21 protein-coding genes are annotated in these 21,079 nt (G+C 59.4%); 10 read left to right on the forward strand and 11 right to left on the reverse strand.

Annotation, left to right across the window (positions count from 1 at the left end):
- Positions 1-212: 212 nt before the first annotated feature.
- The 6 genes from nadD to H3L91_RS01465 all read right to left on the reverse strand — a co-directional run bounded on the left by nadD (position 213) and on the right by H3L91_RS01465 (position 4,002).
- Positions 213-839, reverse strand: a complete 627-nt coding sequence (nadD, locus tag H3L91_RS01440) for a nicotinate-nucleotide adenylyltransferase (protein ID WP_007341637.1) — start codon at positions 837-839, stop codon at positions 213-215.
- Entirely contained in the window at positions 836-1,417 is a 582-nt protein-coding gene (locus H3L91_RS01445) for a beta-class carbonic anhydrase (RefSeq protein WP_007341638.1), read from the reverse strand. Before H3L91_RS01445 ends, nadD begins: the two co-directional genes overlap by 4 nt.
- 92 nt (positions 1,418-1,509) lie before the next feature.
- Positions 1,510-2,007, reverse strand: coding sequence for a 4-hydroxyphenylacetate 3-monooxygenase, reductase component (gene hpaC, locus H3L91_RS01450; protein ID WP_007341639.1), 498 nt, complete (start codon positions 2,005-2,007; stop codon positions 1,510-1,512).
- 128 nt (positions 2,008-2,135) lie between these two features.
- Positions 2,136-2,582, reverse strand: a complete 447-nt coding sequence (gene hpaR, locus H3L91_RS01455; protein WP_040658561.1) for a homoprotocatechuate degradation operon regulator HpaR — start codon at positions 2,580-2,582, stop codon at positions 2,136-2,138.
- A gap of 116 nt (positions 2,583-2,698) precedes the next feature.
- Positions 2,699-3,364: a histidine phosphatase family protein gene (locus H3L91_RS01460; protein ID WP_007341641.1), complete on the reverse strand. Its 666-nt coding sequence runs from the start codon at positions 3,362-3,364 to the stop codon at positions 2,699-2,701.
- Between the two features lie 131 nt (positions 3,365-3,495).
- On the reverse strand, positions 3,496-4,002 hold the full coding sequence (locus tag H3L91_RS01465; RefSeq protein ID WP_007341642.1) for a hypothetical protein: 507 nt from the start codon (positions 4,000-4,002) through the stop codon (positions 3,496-3,498).
- A 355-nt stretch (positions 4,003-4,357) separates the two neighbouring features.
- Between H3L91_RS01465 and H3L91_RS01470 the strand changes: the two genes are divergently transcribed.
- Positions 4,358-5,770 (forward strand): alanine/glycine:cation symporter family protein, encoded by a 1,413-nt coding sequence (locus tag H3L91_RS01470; RefSeq protein ID WP_007341644.1) that lies wholly within the window; start codon positions 4,358-4,360, stop codon positions 5,768-5,770.
- 250 nt (positions 5,771-6,020) lie between these two features.
- On the opposite strand, the gene ribD is transcribed toward H3L91_RS01470, so the two are convergent.
- Together ribD and H3L91_RS01480 are read right to left on the reverse strand one after the other, a co-directional pair.
- A complete protein-coding gene (gene ribD, locus H3L91_RS01475) occupies positions 6,021-7,145 on the reverse strand; it encodes a bifunctional diaminohydroxyphosphoribosylaminopyrimidine deaminase/5-amino-6-(5-phosphoribosylamino)uracil reductase RibD (protein ID WP_007341647.1) in 1,125 nt (374 codons plus the stop codon).
- A gap of 154 nt (positions 7,146-7,299) precedes the next feature.
- Entirely contained in the window at positions 7,300-7,917 is a 618-nt protein-coding gene (locus H3L91_RS01480; protein ID WP_007341648.1) for a hypothetical protein, read from the reverse strand.
- Between the two features lie 198 nt (positions 7,918-8,115).
- On the opposite strand from H3L91_RS01480, the gene H3L91_RS01485 reads away from it, so the two are divergent.
- A complete protein-coding gene (locus H3L91_RS01485; RefSeq protein ID WP_007341649.1) occupies positions 8,116-10,335 on the forward strand; it encodes a FepA family TonB-dependent siderophore receptor in 2,220 nt (739 codons plus the stop codon).
- Between the two features lie 52 nt (positions 10,336-10,387).
- On the opposite strand, the gene H3L91_RS01490 is transcribed toward H3L91_RS01485, so the two are convergent.
- Positions 10,388-10,555, reverse strand: a complete 168-nt coding sequence (locus H3L91_RS01490) for a hypothetical protein (RefSeq protein ID WP_007341650.1) — start codon at positions 10,553-10,555, stop codon at positions 10,388-10,390.
- 235 nt (positions 10,556-10,790) lie between these two features.
- Here H3L91_RS01490 and H3L91_RS01495 point away from each other — a divergent pair, with 235 nt between their 5' ends.
- The 6 genes from H3L91_RS01495 (at position 10,791) to H3L91_RS01520 (ending at position 18,343) form a co-directional block, all read left to right on the forward strand.
- Positions 10,791-11,594: a GNAT family N-acetyltransferase gene (locus H3L91_RS01495; protein WP_007341652.1), complete on the forward strand. Its 804-nt coding sequence runs from the start codon at positions 10,791-10,793 to the stop codon at positions 11,592-11,594.
- Between the two features lie 157 nt (positions 11,595-11,751).
- Positions 11,752-12,528, forward strand: a complete 777-nt coding sequence (gene map / locus H3L91_RS01500; RefSeq protein ID WP_040658565.1) for a type I methionyl aminopeptidase — start codon at positions 11,752-11,754, stop codon at positions 12,526-12,528.
- 437 nt (positions 12,529-12,965) lie between these two features.
- The gene (locus H3L91_RS01505; RefSeq protein ID WP_007341654.1) at positions 12,966-13,259 is read left to right on the forward strand and encodes a helix-turn-helix domain-containing protein; all 294 of its coding nucleotides are present in this window, start codon (positions 12,966-12,968) and stop codon (positions 13,257-13,259) included.
- Between the two features lie 139 nt (positions 13,260-13,398).
- Positions 13,399-16,227, forward strand: a complete 2,829-nt coding sequence (locus tag H3L91_RS01510) for a valine--tRNA ligase (RefSeq protein WP_007341655.1) — start codon at positions 13,399-13,401, stop codon at positions 16,225-16,227.
- Between the two features lie 106 nt (positions 16,228-16,333).
- Complete coding sequence (locus H3L91_RS01515; protein ID WP_007341656.1) at positions 16,334-17,128, forward strand: NYN domain-containing protein; 795 nt, start codon at positions 16,334-16,336, stop codon at positions 17,126-17,128.
- A gap of 222 nt (positions 17,129-17,350) precedes the next feature.
- Positions 17,351-18,343 carry a virulence RhuM family protein gene (locus H3L91_RS01520; RefSeq protein ID WP_007341657.1) on the forward strand — a complete coding sequence of 331 codons (993 nt, stop codon included), beginning with the start codon at positions 17,351-17,353 and terminating at the stop codon, positions 18,341-18,343.
- A 487-nt stretch (positions 18,344-18,830) separates the two neighbouring features.
- Here the strand turns inward: H3L91_RS01520 and H3L91_RS01525 are convergent, their stop codons facing one another.
- The gene (locus H3L91_RS01525; RefSeq protein WP_040658568.1) at positions 18,831-19,289 is read right to left on the reverse strand and encodes a hypothetical protein; all 459 of its coding nucleotides are present in this window, start codon (positions 19,287-19,289) and stop codon (positions 18,831-18,833) included.
- Positions 19,290-19,465: 176 nt separating this feature from the next.
- On the opposite strand from H3L91_RS01525, the gene H3L91_RS01530 reads away from it, so the two are divergent.
- Together H3L91_RS01530 and H3L91_RS01535 are read left to right on the forward strand one after the other, a co-directional pair.
- Positions 19,466-20,122, forward strand: a complete 657-nt coding sequence (locus H3L91_RS01530; RefSeq protein ID WP_007341660.1) for a DUF4189 domain-containing protein — start codon at positions 19,466-19,468, stop codon at positions 20,120-20,122.
- A 94-nt stretch (positions 20,123-20,216) separates the two neighbouring features.
- On the forward strand, positions 20,217-20,807 hold the full coding sequence (locus H3L91_RS01535; RefSeq protein WP_007341661.1) for a DUF4189 domain-containing protein: 591 nt from the start codon (positions 20,217-20,219) through the stop codon (positions 20,805-20,807).
- Positions 20,808-20,869: 62 nt separating this feature from the next.
- Here the strand turns inward: H3L91_RS01535 and H3L91_RS12425 are convergent, their stop codons facing one another.
- On the reverse strand, positions 20,870-20,992 hold the full coding sequence (locus H3L91_RS12425; protein ID WP_256998573.1) for a hypothetical protein: 123 nt from the start codon (positions 20,990-20,992) through the stop codon (positions 20,870-20,872).
- Positions 20,993-21,079: the final 87 nt, after the last annotated feature.

A 21,079-nucleotide genomic window follows, 5' to 3' on the forward strand; every position in this document is an offset into this window, starting at 1 on the left:
GAAAAACACCGGCAGGTGTTTTTCAGACGGCCTTGTCCCGCAGGTAGGGTGTGTGGCGCAAGCCACGCACGCGGTTTCAGGCTGTGCGGCGGAGGGACGCAATCTGTGATGCGGCAGAAAACGCGTGCGTTGCCTTGGGGAGACACACCCTACGTCAACGGGGAGGCCGTCTGAAAATCCGTAAAACGTTTTTCAGACGGCCGCAAATGTTTTCACGGCGTGTCGGTGTCATCGGTGTACAGGCCGTGGCGGCGGATGTAGGCGGCAACGGCGGGGTCGAGCAGGCCGGCGGTGCTTTTCCCGGTTTTCAGACGGCCTCTGATGTCGGTGGAGCTGATGTTGTCGGGCGGGGCGGACAGGAGGTGCAGGCTGCCGTCGGCGAGTGCCTGCGCCGCCCAGTGGTGCAGCGGCTGGGGCAGGGCGGTGGGGGTGAAGCCGTTGCGGGGGGCGGCGGCGATGCCGGTTTGGCGCACGAGGGTCTGCCAGTCTTTCCAGGTGTGCAGGGCGGCGAGGCTGTCTGCGCCGACGAGCCACCAGAGGGCGGCGGCGGGGTAGTGCTGGCGGAAGATGCGGACGGTGTCGGCGGTGTAGGTTGCGCCGCTGCGGACGATGTCGAGGTCGGAGACGGCGAAGCGGGGGTCGGCGGCTGCGGCGGCCCGGGTCATGGCGAGGCGGTCGGCGGCGGGGGCGCGGGGGGCGGTTTTGTGGTAGGGGTCGCCGGCGGGGAGAAAGATGACGGTGTCGAGGGCGAGTTGGTCGGCGAAGGCGCGGGCGATGCGGGTGTGGCCGAGGTGGGGGGGGTCGAAGGTGCCGCCGAAAAGGCCGATGCGGCGGTTCATGGGTTTTGCGCTCCGTGGCCGGGGTCGTCGGTTACGGGGGTGAGTTTGCCGGTGGTGGGGTGGATGACGAGGCCGTGGATGGCGATGTTGGCGGGCATGAGGGGGTGGCGGCGGATGGTTTGGACGGTGTGGCGGACGCTGTCTTCGACGTTGGTGAAGCCGGTGAGCCAGTTGTCGAGGTTGATGCCGGCGTTGCGCAGGGTGTCGATGCGGTCGGCGGGGATGCCGAAGGCTTCGGTGTGGGCGAGGAATTCGGCGGGGTTCATGCCGCGCATGCCGCAGTCGTGGTGGGCGATGACCATGATTTCGCTTACGCGCAGCTCGTACACGGCGACGAGCAGGCTGCGCATGACGGAGCCCCAGGGGTGGGAGACGACTGCGCCGGCGTTTTTGATGAGTTTGGCGTCGCCGTTTTTGAGGCCGAGGGCGCGGGGGAGGAGTTCGGAGAGGCGGGTGTCCATGCAGGAGAGGATGGCGAGGCCGCGTTCGGGGTATTTGCCGCTGAAAAATTGGGCGTATTCGCCGGATTCGACGAAGTTGTTGTTGAATTCGAGGATTTCTTTGAGGGTGTCGCTCATGGTGTGTTCCTTTTTGTGTGCGGGAAGGTTCGGGTTGCATCGAAGCGGTGTTTTCAGACGGCCTGCGGGGATTTGGAGGCCGTGTGAAAGGTTCAGGCGAGGGTAGCGAAGCGGCGGCGGAAGTAGACGAGGGGGGGGGTGTCGGCGGTGTGGGGCGGGAGGGCGATTTCGTCGATTTCGGCCATAAACACCCAGTGGGTGCCGACTTCGTTTTGGGCGGCGATGCGTCCGTGCAGGTGGGCGAGCGCGCCTTCCACTTGGAGCTGGCCGAGGCGGCCTCTGTGCCAGATGTGGTAGGCGAAGCGTTCTTCGTGGGAGAGGGCGGTGAGGCCGGCGAAGTGTTCGGCAACGTCCTGCTGGCCGGCGGCGAGGACGTTGGCGCACAGGGCGCGGTTTTGCAGCAGGACGGGGACGATGCCGGCCTGTTTGTTGATACAGAGCATGAGGGTGGGGGGCTCGTCGGTTACGGGGGCGACGGCGGTCATGGTGATGCCGTAGCGTCCGGCTTCGCCGTCGGTGGTGATGACGTGCACGCCGCCGGCGCAGGCGGACATGGCGTTGCGGAAGGGTTGTTGCAGGGGGTGGGGCATGGGGTAAGTGTGCCGGAAGCGGTGTTTTTAATTTTTCAGACGGCCTTTTCGGGGCGGTTGCGCCGCAGCGGAACGCGAAAACGCGGCAGGCGGGATTGTACCCGACACTGCCGCACGGCAAAACGCAATCAGGCTTTCGGGGCGGACTCTTGCGGTTTGAGGGCGGCCATTTCTTCGAGCAGTGTGTGCAGGCTGTGCATTTTTTCGCTGGTCATGCGCCGTTCGATGTCTTCGTAGCATTTGTCCACCTGCACGCGGATGTTTTCAAAAATGCGCACGCCGCTGCCGGTGAGTTTGAGGAACACGCGGCGTTGGTCGTTGGAGGGCTTCATGCGGATGAGCAGGCCGCTTTGTTCGAGGCGGTTGAGGATGCCGGTGAGGCTGGGGCGCAGGATGCACGCCTGCGCGGCGAGGTCTTGGAAATCCATGGTACCGTTTTCGGCCAGCAGGCGGATGATGCGCCACTGCTGGTCGGTGATGCCCGCGCCGTTGAATATCGGGCGGAAGTACGACAGCAGCACGTCGCGTGCCTGCAACATGGTGATATTGATGGAATTGCGTTTGTAACTGCCCATAACCGTGTCCTTTGCGGAATTGTCCGTTATTAAGTGAATAATGTTTATTTTAACTGATTGCCGCCACAAAATCCACATTGCATAAGGCGGGCGCGACGCAGGTTTGAAACGGCTTCTTACAGCGTTTGGCCGACGCTTTCCACGCGCCAGACGCCGTTTTCGTCCGAGCGCAGGCGCGATACGGAAAGATTGGGCACGCTGCGGTATTCCGTGGCGGCGGGGTCGATGTTTTTCAAAATGGCGGTAATCGTCATGCCGTGCGCCACCGCCAGCACGCGGCGGCAGCCCCGCGCGGCGCGGCGCAGCTCTTCCAGCGCGGCGGCGGTGCGCGCGGCGAAACGCTCGTGGTCTTCGGCCAGAGCCAGCGGATCGGCCTGCGCGGCCGCGTCGAGAAACAGAAAACGGTCTGCGCCGCGTATGGCCGTCTGAAAAGCCTGCGCGTCCGCATAGCCCTGCCGCTCGGCCAAAAGCGCGTACAGCGTCTGCACATATTCCCCTTCAAAGCCGCCGAAACAGCATTCGCGCAGGCCGTCTGAAAAACGCAGCGGCACATCCTCCTGCCCCGCGTGGCTCAGCAGCAGACGGGCGGTTTTCACCGCGCGCGGCGCGGTGCTGGCGAAGGCCGCGTCAAAACGCGTGCCCGAGGCCGCCAGCCGCATGCCCAAATCCGCCGCCGCCGCGCAGCCCTCGGGCGTAAGCGGCGAATCGCTCCACCCCTGCAAACGCCCCAGCGTGTTGAACACCGTCTTGCCGTGGCGCACCAGCCAGAGTTCCAAAGTCATCGCGTCCTCCTGAAACGAAAAAAAAGCCCGCAGGCCGTCTGAAAACAGATTCCGCCGCCGAAATCCGCTGTCGGCGGCACAGAAACCGCGTTTTCAGACGGCCTGTATCACTCAAATAAGCCGTGCGCCGCCTACTGCGCCCCGTCGTAAAAATCCGCCGCCTCCTGCCGCCGCGCAAGCCGATACCAGCCCGCCAGCCGCCACAGGCACAAAAAGGCAATCGGCGGCTGGCACAGCGCGGCCGCCAGATAACGCGGATTGGCCGCCGACACCACCGGCTCGCCCCCCGCCAGCCGTGCCAAAGCCCAGCCCCATTCCCACACCGACACCAGCGAAAACGCCAGCACCGCCAGCAGCCCCAGCACCGAAAACACCCCCAGCGGCACCGCCTCGCCGCGCGGCACCGTGCGGTTCAGCCGCAGCAGCACCAAGAGGCCGAAGCCGATTACCAGCACCATCCCCCCGTTGGCCAACACCTGCAAACCGTTAAAAGCCGTCTCCGGCGACACCGGCAGCCCGTCCGCAGGCCGCGCCGCCCCGCGCCCCGCCGCGAAAAACTGCATCACATTGAGCACAAACGTGCAGACCATATCGGCCAGCATCAGCCACACCGGCAGCGCGAAAACAAAACGCATCATGCCCTCTCCCGAAAAAAAACGGCGGGCAGTTTAGCAGAAACGGCGTGAGGATTTCAGCCGGCGGCAGACAGAGGCCGTCTGAAAAACGGGTTGCGCGTTTTTCAGACGGCCTTTCCCTTGCCGCGCATCTCCGCCGCATAGGTAGGGTGTGTGGCGCAGCCACGCACGCGGTTTCGGCGGGCGGCGGTTTTGGGGTGCGTTGGAAAACTGCAGGCCGCCTGAAAACCGTGTGCGGAAATTTTCAGACGGCCTCCGGCTGCATAAAATTGTCTGCAATCCGCTGACAATCCATTACAATACCGCCTTTTCCGCGCCTGCCTTCGGGTGCGGAGCGGTTTGAGTAACGAGGTTTCATATGATTGATTTGATTCACCGGTGGGTGCAGGAAGTCAACACCCCGCTGTGGAACGGGCTGATTTTCCTGCTCTTGGGCACGGGTTTGTTTTTCACGCTGGCGACGGGCTTTGTGCAGTTCCGCCTGTTCGGCCGCAGCGTGCGCGAGATGCTCGGCGGGCGCAGGGCGGCGGAAGATCCGCACGGCATCACGCCCTTTCAGGCGTTTGTAACCGGGCTGGCCAGCCGCGTGGGCGTGGGCAACATCGCCGGCGTGGCGATTGCGATTGCCAACGGCGGGCCGGGCGCAGTGTTTTGGATGTGGGTAACCGCGCTGATCGGCATGAGTTCGGCCTTTGCCGAGTCGTCGCTGGCGCAGCTTTTCAAAATCCGCGACCATAAAAACGGCCATTTTCGCGGCGGGCCGGCCTATTACATCCGCCAGGGTTTGAAACAGAACTGGATGGCCGTGGCCTTTTCGCTGAGCCTGATTTTCTGCTTCGGGCTGGTTTATAACGCCGTGCAGTCCAACACCATGGTGGTGGCGGCCAAAAGCTCGTGGGGCTGGAACGAAAACGCGGTGGGCGTGGCCTTGGTGATCCTCACCGCGCCGATTATTTTCGGCGGCATCCGCCGCGTTTCGCGTGTGGCTGAAATGATGGTGCCGGTGATGGCCGTGCTGTATTTGCTGATGGCCTTGTATATCGTCGGCACCAATCTGGGTGAAGTGCCGCGCGTGTTCGGCCTGATTTTCGGCAACGCCTTCACGCTGAACGCGGCCGGCGGCGGCTTTCTCGGCGGCCTGATTTCGATTGCGATGGAGCAGGGCATCAAACGCGGCCTGTATTCCAACGAGGCCGGCCAGGGCTCCGCGCCCAACGCGGCGGCGGCGGCGGATGTGAAACACCCCGTGTCGCAGGGCATGATCCAGATGCTCGGCGTGTTTGTGGACACCCTGATTGTCTGCTCCTGCACCGCCTTTATCGTGCTGCTCTCCGACCCCCCCGCCGGCCTCAGCGGCGTGGAGCTGACGCAGGCGGCCATCGTCGGCCATGTGGGCGCGTGGGGCGCGGACTTCCTCACCATCATGCTGTTTCTCTTCGCCTTTTCCACCATTATCGGCAACTATGCCTACGCCGAATCCAACATCCAGTTTATCAACGGCCACTGGCTCACCATCTCGCTGTTCCGCATGGCCGTGCTGGGCATGGTGTATTTCGGCGCGGTGGCCAAAGTGCCGGTGGTGTGGGACATGGCCGATTTGAGCATGGGCATCATGGCACTGATCAACCTGATCGCCATCCTGCTGCTCTCGCCGTTGGTGTTCCTGCTCTTGAAAGACTACACCGCCAAGCTGCGCATGGGGCGCGACCCGCAGTTCAAACTCTCCGAACACCCCAGCCTGAAACGGCGGATTAAGTCGGACATTTGGTAAACCGCCCGCCGTATGGCACAGAGGCCGTCTGAAAACCTGTTTTACGGTTTTCAGACGGCCTTTGGCGTTTTTTCCCAACGCCCCAAACCGCGTGCGTGGCTGCGCCACACACCCTCCTATGCGGCGGACACGCGCTGAACCGGTTTCATGCTTTTCAGACGGCCTCTGCCGCTAAGGTAGGGTGTGTGGCGCAGCGACGCACGCGGTCTGTGCCGCCCAAAGGCCGTCTGAAATCCCGTTTCAACGGTTTTCAGACGGCCTCTGTGCGCCGCAGCACCCATTTGATGCCGCTGCCGAGCGTTTCGACGGATTGGGTCTGCCAGTGCGGTGCGGCGTGCAGGGCGGCGGGGTTTTCGGGTGTGGCGAACAGGCCGCGTGCGGGTGCGCCGAGGATTTTTGCGGCTTGGTACAGCACGATTTCGTCAACCAAATCCGCCCGCAGCAGCGCGCCGGAGAGTGTCGCGCCGGTTTCGGCCAGCACTTCGCCTATGCCCTCCCGCGCCAACAGGGCGAGGGCGGCGGGCAGGCTGATGAGGCCGTCTGAAAGCGGCACGGTATGGACGGACACATGCGCGAAGCGGGCGAAGGCGGCGTGTTTGGCGGGGTCGGCCTCGCCGGTGAGCAGCAGCACGGGGGCGGAGGGGTCGGCCAAGAGTTTGGCGGTTTGCGGCAGGCGCAGGCGGCTGTCGAGGACGACGCGGGCGGGTGCTCGGACAACGGGGAAGCCGCGCACGGTGAGCAGTGGGTCGTCGGCGAGCACGGTGCCGATGCCGGTGAGCACGGCGCAGCTTTCGGCGCGCAGGATGTGCACGTCGGCGCGGGTGGCTTCGTCGGTGATCCATTGGCTCTGGCCGTCTGAAAGGGCGGTTTTGCCGTCGAGCGAGGCGGCGCATTTGAGGCGCAGGAAGGGGCGGCCGCGTTCGATGCGCGACAGAAATCCGTGGTTGAGTTCGCGGGCTTCGGCCTCAAACAGGCCGCATTCGGCGGCGATGCCCGCCGCCGCGAGCATGGCCAGTCCTTTGCCCGCCACCTGCGGGTTGGGGTCGGAGACGGCGGCGACCACGCGCGAGACGCCCGCCGCAATCAGGGCTTGGGCGCAGGGCGGGGTGCGGCCGTGGTGGGCGCAGGGTTCGAGGGTAACGTAGGCGGTTGCGCCGCGCGCGAGTTCACCTGCCTGGCGCAGGGCGTGCACTTCGGCGTGCGGTTCGCCCGCGCGGAGGTGGAAGCCTTGTCCGACAATCTGTCCGCCACGGGCGATGACGCAGCCGACGCGGGGGTTGGGCGAGGTGGTGAAACGGCCTTCGCGGGCGAGGGCGAGGGCGGTGCGCATGTGACGGCGGTCGGTGTCGGAGAAGTTCGGCAGGGCGGGGGGCATTTTTTCAGACGGCCTTTCGGGTTTTGCGCCGCTTGGGCGGCAGAGGCCGTCTGAAAACGCGGTTTCGGCGCGGCCAAACGGTTTTGACTGCGCCGAAGCTGTTTTTCAGACGGCCTCTTGCTTCGGGGGATTTTCGGGGAATCGGAAACGTGGTCTACATCGCTTTTTTCAGCAGTTTCACGTCTTTGAGCGTGTCGGCCAGCTGCGGGGCGGCGGCGGTGGCGGAGGCGGCGCAGACGGTGTAGAGGTTTTCCGGATGGTAGATGGCGATGCAGTTTTCGCCGCCGCCGTCGGGGTAGGAGAAGGAATAATCCATGCGGTTTTCGGTGGCCGCGCCCACTTTCAAATCGGCCAGGCCGCCGGCTTCGAGGGCGGATTTGAGGCCGGCGTAGTAGTCTTTGGCGGGCTTGGCGGGCTTGCCCAGGTTGGTAACGGAGAGGGTGATGTCCGCGTCGTCATCGCGTTGCAGCAGGGTAACTTCTTCGGCATTCGCGCCTTCGGGCAGCAGCGCGGCGTTGCCGCTTTGGTCTTGGAAGTTGCCCGACACGGACACGCTCACGGCATTGTCGCGGCTGGTGAGGGTTTGCGGCGCGGCCTCGGCGGGCGGCACGGCGGCTTCGGTTGCGGAAGAAGCGGCTTCGGCGGCGGGCGCGGCAGAAGATGCGGCGGCTTCGGCCTGCGGGTTGGACACTTTGGTTTCGCAGGCGGCCAGCGCGAGCAGGGCGGCGGACAGGAGGGCGGCAAAGCGGATATTCATTGCGTTGTTTTCCATTTGTACGTTGTTTTTCGGGGCGGGCAGTATAGCAAATTATCCGCAATATGACGCACAGGCCGTCTGAAAACCGGTTCTGAAAACAAGCGCGCAAGCCATGCGGATGCGCGTTATTCCCGTTTTGCTTGGCAAATCGTTTACATTGGTTTATATTCCACCCTTGTTGTGCAAAAAAATCTTTACAAAGGAAAGACTGCAATGTCCCGCAAAACATCCCTCTATCCCCTGGCCGTGCTGCCGCTCGCCCTCGCGGGCGCGTTCGCGCAGGCCGCCGACGAAGCCGCCAGCGAAGGCGGCGAGCTTGAAACCGTTTACGTAACCGCGCAACGCCAGCTTCAACAGTCGCTGGGCGTGTCGAAAATCACCGCCAAGGATTTGGAAACCCGTCCGGCGGTGAACGACATTTCCGACATCGTGCGCACCATGCCGGGCGTGAACCTCACCGGCAACACCGCCTCCGGCGAGCGCGGCAACAAACGCCAGATCGACATTCGCGGCATGGGGCCGGAAAACACGCTGATTCTGATCGACGGCCGCCCCGTTACCTCGCGCAACGCCGAACGTTACAGCTGGCGCGGCGAGCGCAACACGCGCGGCGACAGCAACTGGGTGCCGGCGGAAGACATCGAATCCATCACCGTGCTGCGCGGCCCCGCCGCCGCCCGCTACGGCTCGGGCGCGGCCGGCGGCGTGGTGAACATTGTTACCAAAAAAGTCAGCAGCGAGCTGCACGGCTCGCTCAACCTGTTCGCCAACCTGCCGCAGGACAGCAAAGAGGGCAAAACCAAGCGCATCGGCTTCAACCTCAGCGGCCCCATTGTGCAGGACAAACTCGGCTTCCGCATTTACGGCAGTTTGAACAAAACCGATGCGGATGCGGCCGACATTAATCCGACTGTGGTCAGCTACGTCAACCGTGGCGGCCGCTTGGTACGCAGCGAAACCATGGGCGCAGGCCGCGACGGCGTGCGCAACCGTGACTTTTCCAGCCGCCTCGCCTGGCGCATCACCCCCGAGCAGACGCTCACTTGGGACGCCATGTACAGCCGCCAGGGCAACATCTACGCGGGCGACAACCAAAACAACAACCCCAATGCCTTCACCAACTCGCTCTACGGCGAAGAAACCGCCCGCCTCAAACGCATCAGCAACGCTCTCACCCACGAAGGCGTGTGGAGCTGGGGCGACACCAAAGTCGTCGCCCAGTTCGACCGTACCGAAAACGAACACTTGGTGGAAGGTCTGATGGGCGGCCCGGAAGGCCAGTACCAGTCGCCCAAGCAGTTCACAGAAAGCACCCTGAAAACTGGCCGCCTCGCCGCCGAAGCCAATATCCCGTTCACACTCGGCGCGGAACACGTCGTAACCGTCGGCACGGAATACACCAACGACCACTTGGACGACCAAGGCTCGATGACGCAGGGCTTCACCGACCAAGGCCGCACCGACGTATTCGCCGGCCTCACCACCGGCCGCAGCAGCAAATCCAGCCAACGCAACTTCGCTGTGTACGTAGAAGACCACATCCGCTTCGGACAAGGCACCCAGCTGATTCCCGCCCTGCGCTTCGACCACAACAGCAAATCCGGCGGTAATTGGAGCCCCGCGCTGAATTTCGTGCAGAAAATCAACGACAACTGGAACATCAAAGGCGGCATCGCCCGCGCCTACAAAGCCCCCAACCTGTATCAGAGCAACCCCAACTACATCCTATACACACGCGGCCAGGGCTGCAAAGTCGGCACCGCCAACGGCATCCGTTGCTACCTGATCGGCAACGAAAACCTCAAACCCGAAACCAGCATCAACAAAGAAATCGGCTTCGAGTTCGCCAAAAACGGCTATCAGGCATCGGCGGCCTACTTCCGCAACGACTACCGCAACAAAATCGTTGCCGGTGACGAAGCCATCGCCCTGAGCAATCTGGGCAACTATCTGTACCGCTGGACTAACGCCAATAAAGCCTTGGTCGAAGGCTTCGAGGGCAACCTCACCCTGCCGCTGCACCGCACGCTCAAATGGACGACAAACTTCACCTATATGCGCAAATCGGTGAACAAGGACACCGGCAACCCCCTGTCGGTGATTCCCAAATACACCATCAACAGCAGCCTGAATTGGCAGCCCAACGAGAAACTCGATGCCGCGCTCAACGTTACCTACTACGGCAAACAGGAAGCGCGCACCGTGATTTTGAACAACGCCGAGCGCAACACCGGATTGTCGAAAGAATCCGTCAGCCCCTACGGCCTGGTCGGCATCAGCGCGGGCTACCGTTTCAACAAAAACCTCAACGCCCGCCTCGGCATCAACAACCTGTTCGACAAACAGCTCTACCGCAGTGCCAACAACAGCAGCGCGCAAAGCTACAACGAACCCGGCCGCGCCTACTACGGCAGCCTGAAACTCTCGTTCTAAACCGCGCGGTCGTTAAAAAAAGAGGCCGTCTGAAAACCTGTTTTACGGGTTTTCAGACGGCCTCTTTGCATCCGCCGAAGCCGAGTAGGGGGTGTGGCTCTGCCACGCACGCGGTTTTTTGGTTTTGGTGAAACAGTGCGTAGGGTGGGTCTTGACCCACCCTACCCGGGCTCAGGCTGCCTTTGAGGCCGTCTGAAAACGTGATTCGGGCTTTTTTCAAACGGCCTCCGATACTAAGGTAGGGTGTGTCGCCCCAAGGCGATGCACGCGTTCCCTGCCGCCCGACGAATCTGCGCCTTACCCTCCGTGCGCCCCCGCCTGCGCGCAAGCGGCCGTCTGAAAACGCAGTTTCGGCGCAGCCAAAAAGCGAAACCGCCTTTTCAGACGGCCTCAAATGCAGCCCGCCCCCGCCTGCGTTATAATTCCCACTTCAAATCATAAGGAAAGAGGCAGAAATGACCACCCCCGCCCACCCCGAAGAAATCGTCATCTACGGCACAACAAGCAGCGGCAAAACCTTCCGCCCGAGCGACTGGGCCGAACGCCTGTGCGGCATCCTCTCCTCCTTCGACAAAGACCACCGCCTCGCCTACCACCAATGGGTGCGCCCGCTTCTGGTCGGCAAAATCCGCAGCGTCGCCGTCGGCCGCCAGCTCGAAACCATCAACCCGCCCATGTTCCGCTTCCTGATGGACTTCGCCGCTGACAACGACCTGCGCGTCCTCGATGCCGACGCGCTCGCCGCCCTCGAAGCCGCGCCGCCCGCCGCCGCTCCACCGCAAACCGCCCCCGAACCGGCACCCGCGCCGCCGCCCGAAGAAGCCCGTTTCACCGTGCGTGAAATCACCGCCGGCAACACCGCCGCCGCCCATGCCGCCCTCGCCGTCCTGCATCCCGACCTCGGCGACGCGCACCGTTTCGCCGAACACGTCGACACCGAACTGCGCCCCGCCGACTACCGCCTGTTCGGCGTGTTTGAAAGCGGCAAAAACAACGCTGCCGCCGTCTGCGGCCTGCGCACCCTCACCGGCCTCGGCGCGCTTAGGCGCATCCTTATCGAAGACCTCGCCACCGTGCCGCAGATGCGCCGCAAAGGCTGCGCTGCTCTGCTGCTGCACGCCGTAGCCGATCTGGCCGATGCCGAACACGCCGCCCTCTGCGCCGATTTGCCCGCCGATGCCGACCCCCAAGTGCAAAGGTTGTTTTTCCGCCACGGCTTCACCGCCCGCGCCCTGCATTTCGCCCGCCCGATCACATAAACCGCACCGCTGCCGACCCCAGGCTTTGAGGCCGTCTGAAAACGCAGTTTCGGCGCAGCCAAAAAGCGCAACCCCCCTTTTCAGACGGCCTCAAAGCAGCCGTTTGCCGAAACGCGCTATAATCGCCGCCGTTTTCATTACTTACCGGCCAACCGCTATGGCAGTCATCATCCACACCCCCGAAGAAATTGAAAAAATGCGCGAACTCGGCCGCCTCGCCGCCGAAGCCCTCGACTACATCGGACAATTCGTCCGCCCCGGTGTTACCACCAACGAAATCGACCAAAAAATCTACGACTACCACGTCAACGTGCAGGGCGGCTACCCCGCGCCGCTCAACTACGGCAACCCGCCCTATCCCAAATCCTGCTGCACCTCCGTCAACAACGTCATCTGCCACGGCATCCCCAACGACAAACCTCTGAAAAACGGCGACATCGTCAACATCGACGTAACCATCAAAAAAGACGGCTTCCACGGCGATTCCAGCCGCATGTACGCCGTCGGCAGCATCTCCCCCGTCGCCCAACGCCTGATCGACGTAACCCACGAAGCAATGATGGCCGGCATCCGCGAAGTCAAACCCGGCGCGACGCTGGGCGACGTCGGCCACGCCTGCCAAACGGTTGCCGAAAACGCGGGCTATTCCGTGGTGCAGGAATTCTGCGGCCACGGCATCGGCCGCGCCTTCCACTGCGAACCGCAGGTGCTGCACTACGGCCGCAAAGGGCAGGGGCTGGTGTTGCAGCCGGGCATGATTTTCACCGTAGAGCCGATGATCAACCAGGGCAAACGCCACCTGCGCATCCTCGCCGACGGCTGGACGGTGGTTACCAAAGACCGCAGCCTCTCCGCCCAATGGGAACACGAAGTACTGGTTACCGAAACCGGCTACGAAATCCTCACCGTCAGTCCCGCGAGCGGCAAACCGTAAAGGCACGCGGCAGATGCGGCGCGAACTTCGCCGAAAATACAGCATCTGCCGCTAAAATACGTTAATTTACCCCCGATAAATCACCCGACGTTATTAATTTATACAAAATCGCAGCTTGTGCCGCCTGTTGTAAAAAAAAGCCTTTTGTTTTTGCAATAGTTACTTTATACTACATAGCAAGTTTGGTTTGCTTGAGAAAAAATATGTTTTCCGCATTTAATTTTTGTGATTCGCGCAGACCGAAAACGCTGTTTCGGTTACCGCTGCCAAAAAAAATAAATTTTAGGTAAGCTGTTGAAAACAGGTATTTTAATCTGAATATCCCGTCTCTATAATTCCCACATGTGCAATGGGTAAATCCCCCTTGCCGCTTTTTTCAGACGGCCTGAAACACCCGAACACAAGAAAATTCATTTGTTTTATTAAGGAATTTAAGAATGTCCACATTTCCACAATTATCAAACATACGAGAAATACGCAAAAAGCTGGGGCTGAACCAAAGCGAGTTTTGGAGCAAAATCGGCGTAACCCAATCCGGCGGCTCGCGCTACGAGTCCGGCCGCAATATGCCCAAGCCCGTGCGCGAACTGCTGCGGCTGGTGCATATCGAGCGGATGGATTTGGAAAAAATCAACGGGCGCGACTATCGCCTGCTCAAACTGTTGAAAGAACAGGAAGCGGAAACCTACCACCGCCTGCTCAAACAGCTTGATACCAACGACAACGCCTAAACCATTCCCAACCGCCCCGCTTCGGCGTTTTCCGTAAACCCGCGCCGCCCGCGAACGCATCCCCGCGTTTGCGGGCGGCTTTTTTCAGACGGCCTTTGCTATAATCCGCCGCTTTCGTTCTCTCTATAAAGCCTCCATCATGCTCGACAAATACAACCCCGCCGAAATCGAATCCAAACACTATCAAAACTGGGAAGCCAAAGGCTATTTCGCTCCCGATATGGATTTGGCGAAACCCTCGTTTGCCATCCAGCTTCCGCCGCCCAACGTAACCGGCACGCTGCACATGGGGCACGCGTTCAACCAGACGATTATGGACGGCCTTACGCGCTATTACCGCATGAAAGGCTGCAACACCGCTTGGATTCCGGGTACCGACCACGCAGGCATCGCCACGCAGATTGTGGTGGAGCGGCAATTGGCCGCCGAGGGCGTGTCGCGCCACGATTTGGGGCGCGAAGCGTTTTTGGAAAAAGTATGGGCGTGGAAAAACATTTCCGGCGGCACGATTACGCAGCAAATGCGCCGCGTCGGCTGCTCGGCCGATTGGCAGCGCGAGTATTTCACGATGGACGAGGCGCGCGCGCAAACCGTTACCGAAGTGTTCGTGCGCCTGTTTGAGCAGGGTTTGATTTACCGTGGCAAACGGCTGGTGAACTGGGATCCCGTGCTGGGCACGGCGGTGTCGGATTTGGAAGTGGAAAGCGTGGAAGAACAAGGCTCGATGTGGCACATCCGCTATCCGCTGGCCGACGGTTCAGACGGCCTCATCGTCGCCACTACCCGCCCCGAAACCATGCTGGGCGACGTGGCGGTGGCCGTGCATCCCGAAGACGAACGCTACGCGCACTTCATCGGCAAAGAGCTGGTACTGCCGCTGACAGGCCGCACCATTCCCGTGATTGCCGACGAATACGTGGAAAAAGATTTCGGCACGGGCTGCGTGAAAATCACGCCCGCGCACGATTTCAACGACTACGAAGTGGGCAAACGCCACGACACCAAGCTGGTAAACGTGTTTGATTTAACGGCGAAAGTGCTGCCCGAAGCCGAAGTGTTCAACTACAAAGGCGAAGCGCAAGCCGGTTTCAGGCTGCCTGAAGCCTACGCGGGGCTAGACCGCTTTGCCGCGCGCAAACAAATCGTCGCCGACCTGCAAGCACAAGGCTACCTGAAAGAAATCAAAGCCCACACGCTGATGACCCCCAAAGGCGACCGCACCGGCAGCGTGATTGAGCCTATGCTCACCAGCCAATGGTTTGTCGCCATGAGCGCGAAGCCCAACGGCGGCGAACCCGAATCCGAATTCAAAGGCTTGAGCCTCGCCGACAAAGCCAAACGCGCGGTGGACAGCGGCGCGGTGCGCTTTATCCCCGAAAACTGGGTCAATACCTACAACCAATGGATGAACAACATCCAAGACTGGTGCATCTCGCGCCAACTTTGGTGGGGGCATCAAATCCCCGCGTGGTACGACGAAGCAGGCAATGTGTACGTTGCCCGCAATCAGGCGGAAGCCGAAAAACAAGCCGACAAAACAGGATTGACCCGTGAAGAAGACGTATTGGACACATGGTTCTCCTCCGCGCTCGTGCCGTTCTCCACGCTCGGCTGGCCGTCTGAAACCGACGAACTCAAAGCCTTCCTGCCCAGCAACGTATTGGTAACCGGCTACGAAATCATCTTCTTCTGGGTGGCCCGCATGATTATGATGACCACGCATTTCACCGGCAAAGTGCCGTTTAAAGACGTGTACATCCACGGCATCGTGCGCGACCACGAAGGCAAAAAAATGTCCAAATCCGAAGGCAACGTCATCGACCCCGTTGACCTTATCGATGGCATCGGCTTGGACGAACTGCTCGTCAAACGCACCACAGGCTTACGCAAGCCCGAAACCGCCCCCGCCGTCAGAAAAGCCACCGAAAAACTGTTCCCCGAAGGCATACCTGCCATGGGCGCAGACGCACTCCGTTTCACCATGGCAAGCTACGCCAGCCTAGGGCGCAGCGTGAATTTTGATTTTAAGCGTGCCGAAGGCTACCGCAATTTCTGCAACAAACTGTGGAACGCCACCAACTTCGTGCTGATGAACACCGAAGGGCAGGATTGCGGCCAAGACGAAACCCAGCCGCTGGCATACACCTTTGCCGACCAATGGATTATCGGCAAACTCCAACAAACCGAAGCCGCCGCCGCCGAAGCCTTTGAAACCTACCGCTTCGACCTTGCCGCGCAAACCCTCTACGAATTTGTGTGGAACGAATACTGCGACTGGTATATCGAGCTGGCCAAAGTGCAAATTCAAACCGGCTGCCCCACCACCCGGCGCACCACCCGCCGCACCCTCGTGCGCGTACTCGAAGCCATCCTGCGCCTCTTGCACCCCATCATGCCCTTCATCACCGAAGAGCTGTGGCAAACCGTCGCCCCGCTGGCCAACGCCAAAACCGCCGACAGCATCATGCTCGCCGCCTACCCCGTGGCCGACCAGGACAAAATCGTCCCCGCCGCCTTCGACAAAATGGCCAGCCTGAAAGATTTGGCCGACGAAGTGCGCAAACTGCGCGGCGAAATGGGCATTGCGCCAAACGTCAAAGCCCCGCTGTTTGTCGAAGGCGGCAGCGAACTGGCCGACCTGCTCAAATACCTGCCCGCCCTCGCACGGCTCACCGAAGCCAAACTGGTGGACAAACTGCCCGAAGCCGACGACGCCCCCATCGCCGTCTGCAACGGCGCACGCCTGATGCTCAAAGTGGAAATCGACAAAGCCGCCGAAACCGCCCGTTTGACCAAAGAAGCCGAAAAACTGCAAAAGGCGTTGGACAAACTCAACGCCAAACTCACCAAACCCGGCTACACCGACAAAGCCCCCGCGCATCTGGTGGAGAAAGATAAGGCGGATTTGGCGGAGTTGCAGGATAAGATGGGGAAAGTGGAAGGGCAGTTGGCGAAGTTGAAAAACTGATTGCTTGGTTGATTAAGTGGGAAAAGGCAGCCTGAAAATGGTTAGTGGTTTTCAGGCTACCTTTCTCTACTAAATTATTTTATAGATAAATAGGAGAACTAAAAAAATGTCTAGAACCAAAACCAATTTTAACGTAGTAGAAGAAAAGGCTGTACGTTTGGCTGTATTAATTGATGCAGACAATGCTTCTGCTCGCGATATAGCGGCTATTTTGGACGAGGTTACCAAATTCGGAGATGCTACCGTTAAGCGGACTTACGGTAATTTTGTCGGTGATAATGGGCAATGGAAGCAAGTTATCAATGATTACGCTATCAAACCGATGCAGCAGTTTGCCTTTACCACAGGAAAAAACGCAACCGATGGTTTTATGATTATTGATGCCATGGATTTATTGTACAGCGACCGATTGGACGGATTTTGTATTGTATCCAGCGACAGCGATTTTACGGCTTTGGCAATCCGTTTGAAAGAACAGGGAATGCCCGTGTACGGCTTTGGTAGAAAGCAAACGCCCAAAGCTTTTATCAATGCCTGTACGCAGTTTATCTATGTGGAAAACCTTATATCAGAAGAAATTAAAAACGATAACAAAAGCAGCGTTTCCGTCCAAACTGATACGGCAATACAAACGGAACAACCAACAGCTAATCATCAAACGGCGGTTTTGCCCATAGATACGATTAGAAAAATCTTTGAACAGTTTGACAGCGAATGGGTTGCCATGACTGCATTTGGTTCAACATGGCGGCGGTTGCAGGCAGATTTTGACCCACGCAATTATGGCTGTGCCAAATTCACAACTTTGGTTAAAAAACACCCCGAGATATTTGAATATGAAATACGAAAAAATATAGAAAGTAACCAAGAACATATGTATGTAAAACTTAAGCAAGCGTAGGTTGGGTCGAGACCCAACAGCTTCTTAGAATTCCCAAGAAATGTTGGGTTTGCAACCCAACCTACCTAAAAGGCCGTCTGAAAACCTGTTTTTCAGACGGCCTCCCTGTTTTCAGGCTGCCTTGCCGTCGGGATACGGCTAAAATACTGCCAACAATCTCGCAACCCAGAGCAGCCTGAAACCACCCCGACTTTTCAGGTAGCCTCAAACGGAAATTCTGCTATGGACAACCTAATCATCTACAACACCGACGACGGCCAAAGCCATGTTTCCCTGCTGGTGTCCGACGGCGAAGCCTGGCTCACGCAAAACCAGCTTGCCGAACTTTTTGCCACCTCTGTGCAAAATATATCCGAGCACATAAATAATATATTGTCAGACAAAGAGTTAGATGAAAATTCAGTTATCAAGTATTTCCTGATAACTGCCCAAGACGGCAAGCAGTATCAGGTCAAGCATTACGCGCTGGATATGATTCTGGCCGTCGGTTTCCGCGTCCGCAGCCCGCGCGGCGTGCAGTTCCGCCGCTGGGCGAATACGCAGCTTCGCGCCTATTTGGACAAGGGTTTTGTGCTGGACAAAGAGCGGCTGAAAAATCCGCAGGGGCGTTTCGACCATTTTGACGAACTGCTGGCGGAAATCCGCGAAATCCGCGCCAGCGAAGCGCGGTTTTATCAGAAGGTGCGCGATTTGTTCGCCTTATCGAGCGATTACGCTAAAACCGACAAGGCGGCGCAGATGTTTTTTGCCGAAACGCAAAACAAGCTGATTTTCGCCGTTACCCGCCAAACGGCGGCTGAACTGGTCTGCACCCGCGCCGATGCCGCGCTGCCGAATATGGGTTTGACGGCGTGGAAAGGCAAAGTGGTGCGCAAAGGCGATATTGTGGTGGCGAAAAACTATCTGTCTGCCGACGAGTTGGACACGCTCAACCGTTTGGTGATGATTTTCTTGGAAAGCGCGGAACTGCGCGTGAAAAACCGCCAAGACCTGACGCTGGATTTCTGGCGCGGCAATGTGGATAGTCTGATTGGTTTCAACGGTTTCCCCGTATTGCAAGACAAAGGCGGCTGCACGCACCGCCAAATGGAGCTGTTCGTCCAAGAACAATACGCGCTGTTTAACCAAGCACGCGAAGCTGCCAAACTGGCCGCCGACGAAGCCGAAGACTTGCGCGAACTGGAAAGCTGGCAGAAAGCATTGGAAAAACGCTGATGTAAGGCCGTCTGAAAACCCGTTTTTCAGACGGCCTCTCTGTTTTCAGGCTGCCTGCATACAAGGCAGCCTGAACCTTTGCCAAACCTCCAAAGCAGCCTGAAAACCAAACCCGCCCTGCCGCCGTCATTCCCGCGCAGGCGGGAATCTTGGCGGGGTTTGAGCAAGGGTTTGTTTTATCAGAATATTGCCGAACAACAAAGCAGAACAACAAACAGGATTCCCGCCTGCGCGGGAATGACGGTGTTTGCTGCATTTCAGACGGCCTCTTTTGCCAAAATAGGGCGTAGGTCGGATTCTTGAATCCGACAGATCACCACAAGGAAAACCCCGCTGTTTTGCAAACAGCCGTCGGATTCAAGAATCCGACCTACAAAATTGCAATACGTCGGTTTTGAACGCCAAGCTGCACAAAGGCCGTCTGAAAAACTTGTTTTTCAGACGGCCTTTGTTTTCAGGCTGCCTCAAATGCAGTATGGCAAACCTACTACTGCACCCACGAAGTATGGTCGCTTTCGCGGTAGTCGCGGATGATGTGGTTGTTGTCGGTAATCAGATAGCGGAAGCGGGTGGAGTTGGTGACGCCCTGCTTGTAGTAGTCGGTGCGGTCGCCGTAATTGTTATACCCGCTGCCGACATAATAGGGCGTGGCGCGGTTTTCGCTGTACACCTGCCAGGTGTAAACATAGCCTTCCTGCCCTTTCATCCGACCCTGCTGGATGATGCCGTGCTCGATGTTGTCGGCGTTGCCGTATTCCTTATAGGCGGCGACTATGTGTTTGCCGCGAAAGCGCGACCCGGCCACGCCTTTGCGTGCGGCGTTGATCATGGCGTGGGGCGAAATATCGGTGGTCATGATTTTGTCTACGGTTTCGCAGCCGGACAAGGCCAGCACGGCGGCAGAAAGCAGCAAAACGGGTTTCAGGCGCAATTTTGGTGAAAACATCTTCTCTTCCAAACTAAAAAACAGAAAAACCGGCAAGCCGTATCGTCAGACTGTGCATTATATGACATATGCCGCTGCGGCAGGGACACAAAGTAATGCGCCCGGCATGGGCGGGACGGTATAATCCGCGCCACATTACAGCAATCTGTTTTAACCACCGCGAATAAAGGAAAATTATGCTGTCTCACAAAAAACACCTGCTGGCCGCCGCCGCGCTGGCTACGCTGCTGGCGGGCTGCCAAAACACCCTCGGTTACGAGCTGTTTCAGGCTGCCAAGCCGAGCGACGCGCCCACTTCCGCGCATGAAGTGGAAGCCATGATGCCGGTTATCGGGGAAATGGGCGCGCTGCCCTCCAAAGCGGAACTGGCCAAGCGCAAAATTCGTCCGCGCAAATGGGGCGCATACGCCGCCGACCCCAATGGAAAAATGCTGTGGGCAACCGACAAACCCTACGACACCCCCGAAGCCGCCTCGGCAGACGCGCTGAAAGAATGCCGCGCCAAAGACGGCCCCAACTGCCAAATCTACAACATTTACAGCAATCTGTGCTTTGCCGTGGCGCAGGGGCAGCGCAGCGGCAAACCCTTTACCGCCTTCGGCTACGGCCCCACCGAAAAGATCGCCAAAAGCGTAGGCGTGGCCAACTGCCGCGACCAGGGCGCGCAAAACTGCGAACCCGTCCCCGGCGCGCCCGCCTCCTGCGCCGTGCCCTGCAACCTTGTTACCGACAAAACCTGCCGCTACGAAGACCCCGCCTATATCGTGCCCAGCAAAGGCAAGCGAATGCACAAAATGCCTGCGCTGCTGACGCGTCCGGAGCCGGGCAAATAAGGCGGCCTGTCCTTTAACCCCATCGATTTTTTAACCACCATAAATAAGGAATGATTATGCTGTCTCACTGCTGGCCGCCGCCGCGCTGAGCACCTTGCTGGCAGGCTGCCAGGGCTCGCTTGCCTACGAACTGTTGCAGGCTGCCAAGGGCAACAACGCCCCCACTTCCGCGCAGGAAGTCGAATCCATGATGCCGGTTGTGGAAGCAATGAAAGATTTGCCTTCCAAAGCGGAACTGGCCACGCGCAAAATGCACCCGCGCAAATGGGGCGGATATGCCGGTTCGCCCGAAATCAAAATGCTGTGGACAACCGACAAAGCCTTCGACACCCCCGAAGCCGCCTCGGCAGACGCGCTCAAACAATGCCGCCAGGCCGGCGGCAAAAACTGCAAAACCGTCGTCCTTTACAGCAATCTGTGCTTTACTCTGGCGCAGGGACGGCGCAACGGCAAACTCTTTGACGCCATCGGCTACGGCCCCACCCACGAGTTTGCCAAAATAACGGCAACGGGCAACTGCCAAAACCAGGGCGGCCAGGGCTGCCACCCCACCGTCGGGGCAACTCCCTCCTGCGCCGTCCCTTGCAACGTCATCACCAACACATCCTGCCGCTACGAAGACCCGGGGATCATCTTCCCTGAAAAAGGTATGAAAATTAAAAAGATACCGTCGTTTTTCCGCTAGGCGGGTTTGAAAGGATTGGAGGCCGTCTGAAAACCGGTTTCGGCTGCGCCGGAACGGCGTTTTCAGACGGCCTCTGCCGTGATGTAGGGTGTGTGGCGCAGCCACGCACGCGGTTTCAGGGTTTTCGGGGAGGACTCGGATTTGGTGATGCGGCAGAGAACGCGTGCGTCGCCTTGGGGCAACACACCCTACCTTAATGTCGGAGGCCGTCTGAAAAGGAGGACGGGCGTTGTAAACGGGTATTTCGGATTGAGGCCGTCTGAAAAACGAAT

Origin of the sequence: Neisseria bacilliformis, from assembly GCF_014055025.1 — a bacterium.
Lineage (GTDB): Bacteria > Pseudomonadota > Gammaproteobacteria > Burkholderiales > Neisseriaceae > Neisseria > Neisseria bacilliformis.